We start from the raw sequence: 2,791 nt of genomic DNA on the forward strand, positions 1-2,791 counted from the left end.
GAACCCGGCATCCCACGGACCGGCCTGCCGCGCGGTGGCAGGCCGGCGGCGGGCGGCACGTCCGGTCCGGCCGCCCCGGCCGGCCCCGTCGGTTCCCTGCCGGCCCACCGGACGCCGGTGGCGCACGCCGCCGGCCTGGTCACCCAGCCGCAGGCGGTACGGCAGGGCGTCGGCGCGCATGCCCGGCCGGTCGGCTTCTCACCCATCGGCGACGTACCTCCCGCCGGCCTGGTGGAGGTGGTCGTTCGCGGCAGCTACGCCGTCCGCAGCGCCAACCGCGCCGAGGAGCAGCGCCGCAGGCGGGCGGACGCCGTCGCCACCCATGTGGACAGGCAGATCGCCGAGTTCCTCGCCATCTGCGCGGCCCAGAATCTCTCACCGGACGTAAGCGTCCGCGTGCTCCCGCAGCGCCTGCCACCGGTGGCCCGCGGTGGGCGCCGCCGGCAGCAGTGGGACCCGGCGCCGCTTCCGATCCCGGCTCCCACCGCTGCCGGCCCGGCCAGCCACGACACCGCCGGTCACGACGCGGCCGGGCGGCTCCCGACGGAGATCACCAACGGCGGGAGCGACGACGGGAAGGCCGGTCGGCGCGGCTCCGGGCAGGCCAGGGACCGCCGGCGCGGCCGGCACGTCACGTCACCGCTGGTCTGGCCGGTGCTGTACTGGCGTAACGAGGAGTTCCCGTACACGGGCCGCTGCCTGCACCTTTTCGTCGACCGCGACGGGCGGGCCTTCGAGGGCCGGGACAACCCCGGGGCCCTGTACGCCCTGGGCCGCGATGTCCGGGTGTGGCCGGTGGACGTCCACGCGGTCATCGGCTCCATGGCCGAGGTGGATGCCCGGCGCTGCGCGCAGCAGTTGGTGTACGGCCTGGCACACACGCTGTGGCGCGCCGGGGTCATCCTGTAGGCGGTCCCGGCTGGACAGGCGGTCCCGGCAGACACCCGTGGGCGTACGTGGGCGCATGGGCCCGCGGGTGCGGAGCGGGCGCGCGGCCGGGCAGGGCACACACCGCCCGCGCGGATCCCGGCGAGCGCCAGCCAGGCGTCCGTCACGAAATGTGTTCGTTTTCGCCCGGAGCGCCCACGGTTATCACACCTTGAGCACATCCCGCGGCCGGGCCAGGCCGGAAAGTTGATCGCGCTGGGCGCTACCCTGTACCGCGTGCCCTCCCATACCGGTTCCCACGCAGGGCCCGTGACCGCGCGCACGGCCGGCCACCGGCCACCGGTCGGGCAGACGGCAGCCCGGCAGACGGCAACGGCCGTTCCGACGGCAGCGACGGCAGCGACCGCTCCGGTGGCGGCCCTTCCCACGGCAGTGGCGGCTCCGACGGTAACAGCTCGTTCGGCGGCAGCCGCTCGTTCCGTGCTGACGGTTCGTTCAGCGGCGGCGACCGGCCCGGCGGTGGCAGTGGGTAACAGGTGACGCGGTGAAAGTGCTCGTCGTCGGCTCCGGCGGCCGGGAGCATGCCCTGTGCCGGGCGCTGTCGCACGACCCGGCCGTGGGCTCGGTCGTCTGCGCCCCGGGCAACGCCGGCACCGCGGATCTCGCCGAGCCGCGTCCGCTCGACGTCGGCGACCCGGACGCCGTCGCGGCCCTCGCGCAGGCCGTCCAGGCCGATCTGACCATCATCGGGCCGGAGGTCCCCCTGGTCGCCGGGGCAGCCGACGAGCTGCGGGCCCGTGGGCTGGCCTGCTTCGGGCCGTCCGCCGCGGCGGCACGCCTGGAGGGCAGCAAGGCGTTCGCCAAGGACGTGATGCGCGCGGCGGGCGTCTCGACCGCGGCCGCCCGTGACCACACCGAGATCGAGCCGGCCCTGGCCGACCTCGACGAGTTCGGCCCGCCCTACGTCGTCAAGTACGACGGGCTGGCCGCCGGCAAGGGCGTCACCGTGACGACCGACCGGGCGGAGGCGGTGGCGGCCGTGCGGTCCTGCCTGCGCCGGGCGGACGACCGGGTTGTGATCGAGGAGTATCTGGACGGCCCCGAGGTCTCGCTGTTCGCGATCGTCACGGAGGCCGGCACGGTCGTGCCGCTGCTGCCCGCGCAGGACCACAAACGGGCCGGAGACGGCGACACCGGGCCGAACACCGGCGGGATGGGTGCCTACGCGCCGCTGCCGTGGGCGCCGCCCGGGCTCGTCCCGGAGGTCGTCGACACAGTGATCAGACCCGTGGTGGGCGAGATGGCCCGCCGTGGCACGCCGTTCTCCGGCCTGCTCTACGCCGGTCTCGCGCTGACCTCCCGCGGGATGCGGGTCGTGGAGTTCAACGTCCGGTTCGGCGACCCCGAGGTGCAGGCGATCCTGGCGCTGCTGGCCACGCCACTGACCGACGTGCTGTCGGGGCGCCGGGCGCCGGTGTGGCGCGCCGGCGCGGCGGTCACGGTGGTCGTCGCCGCTTCTGGCTACCCACAGTCACCAAAAATCGGTGACCCGATCAGTGGCCTCGCCGCCGCGCAGGCCCTCACCGGCGTGGACATCCTGCATGCGGGCACCCGCCGGGACGCCGACGGCAGGATCGTGTCGTCCGGCGGACGTGTACTGTGCGTAACTGCAATCGGGTCACATCTGGAGGCCGCGAGAGGCTCGGCCTACGAGGCGATCAGCCGTCTGTCGCTGGCCGGAGCGCACTACCGGACCGACATCGGCGACCTGACCCGCATCGGCGTCCCGACCCGGCAGGCGGCGCCCGGCGGCGGGGCCGGCGGGTCGGCGGAGCGAGGTTCCTGACCAGACAGATCAGCACAGCCGGGCCACGGGATCCGGAAGATACAGCAGATGCGGGGG

2 protein-coding genes are annotated in these 2,791 nt (G+C 74.8%); both read left to right on the forward strand.

Features of this window, described 5'->3' with window-relative positions; genetic code table 11:
- On the forward strand, nt 1-909 hold a 909-nt coding region (locus tag AC5LUJ_RS20565), incomplete at its 5' end, for a hypothetical protein (RefSeq protein ID WP_493465545.1).
- A 523-nt stretch (nt 910-1,432) separates the two neighbouring features.
- Entirely contained in the window at nt 1,433-2,734 is a 1,302-nt protein-coding gene (gene purD, locus AC5LUJ_RS20570; protein WP_250281938.1) for a phosphoribosylamine--glycine ligase, read from the forward strand.
- The last annotated feature ends 57 nt before the right edge of the window (nt 2,735-2,791 follow it).

Source organism: Protofrankia sp. CiP1_Cm_nod3, from assembly GCF_982290655.1.